The sequence below is a fragment of the Bacillus haikouensis genome (assembly GCF_013179555.1).
GTDB classification, from domain to species: Bacteria; Bacillota; Bacilli; order Bacillales; family Bacillaceae_B; genus Rossellomorea; species Rossellomorea haikouensis_A.
In genome coordinates, this window is record NZ_JABMCR010000514.1 from 1 (window position 1) to 1,537 (window position 1,537).

The following is a 1,537-nucleotide window of genomic DNA, read 5'->3' on the forward strand; positions in this document are numbered from 1 at the left end:
ACTCCAGGAGCTGTCACTTCAGGTTTGATATCATAATTAAATTTAGAAGGTCCTCTTGAACTGAAATCGGCTAGATGATCACCCTCTGTTTGAACGGTGCCGATTTTATTAAACATGAAGTCTTCAGAATTTGACAGTTTTTCAAGTAATGTTTCTCCGTCGCTTTTAGTTAAACTGAATGTAGGGATGAAATCCTTATTTTCACCCAGGAAGAAAGGGATATGGCCTTCATCTTCGTTATTGTTGTAGATCATGATCGCTTTAGCCCCATTTAGCTTTGCATATTTGATCTTGTCATTCAATGTAATTTCTCCGCGACTTACAAGAACGATTTTGTCATGTACATCTTTCCCGGAATAATCATCAGACCTTCCAAATCCCACTTCTACGATTGGCAGTGCCTGACCTTCGAAATCTTCTATTTTATCACTATAGTGTTTTCCTAATAACTGTAGGGTAACAGATTGCGATGAAAGCTGACCTTCGTATGTCATGATATCAAGTGGGGTATCACTTGCACCAACCGTTAATGCCAGTGCAGAAGATCCTGGTGATCCAAGAGTATAGGCTGCATCCCCTGAATTTCCTGCAGCTACGATTGTCGTTACTCCACTAAGGACGGCATTGTTAACCGCGACACTGGTTGGAAAATAGGGATCATTGATGGAAGCACCTAATGACAGGTTAATGATGTCCATGCCATCTTCTACTGCTTGATCGATTCCTTTTAACACATTTTCTGTGGTCCCGCTGCCATATGGACCCAGCACTCTATACCCATAAATGTCTGCGTCAGGAGCTACGCCTTTCGTGGTATAGTCACTATCATTTGTACCTTGACCAGCAATGATTCCAGATACATGGGTACCGTGTTCAGTATAATAAGAATGTCCCATTGAAAATTCTGGTTTAAATTTAGCATTCTTCCAGTCCTGGTAGGTTGTTTCCATTGGATCTTCATCATTATCTACAAAGTCAAATCCACCTTTGTAGGCTTCTCTTAAATCAGGGTGATTATAATCAATTCCAGTATCTATGACACCAATTTTGAGTCCTTTACCGGTCAACCCTTCTTCATGCAGTCGGTCGATGCCCAGGTATGGGTTGCTATCTGCCATTCTAGTAGAAATACCGAGACTTGTTACTTCAGTTGAAGCAGGTGGATCAATTCTAAATGTTTCATTCCCCCAAATCGTCTTTACAGTTTGAGTTTGTAATAATGATTTTACTTTATTTGCTGGTAAGGTGATCGCGACTCCATTAAACGCCTCAGTATAATGATATTTAATGTTATATGACTTTTCTTTGGCCTTCTCCTTTTTGAATATTTCCCCAAGTTCTTCTTTAAACTTCTTTTGCTCTTGGTCAATGGCGTTTTTAGCGTCTGTTTTTGTCAGCTTCACTCCTTCTGAGCTTGCTTGAAGTTGAGCTGCTTTGACAGGCTTCTGATGCAACTCCACTATAATAGAGATCTCTTCATCGGTATCAAGGTTGACAGCAGTGGATAACTGCAGCCCTGTTTTGTCGTTTAATTCTA

At 40.3% G+C, this 1,537-nt stretch carries 1 protein-coding gene; it reads right to left on the reverse strand.

Annotated elements, in window-relative coordinates:
- A partial coding sequence (locus tag HP456_RS23800) for a S8 family serine peptidase (RefSeq protein ID WP_172255633.1) occupies positions 1-1,537 on the reverse strand: 1,537 nt, incomplete at both ends.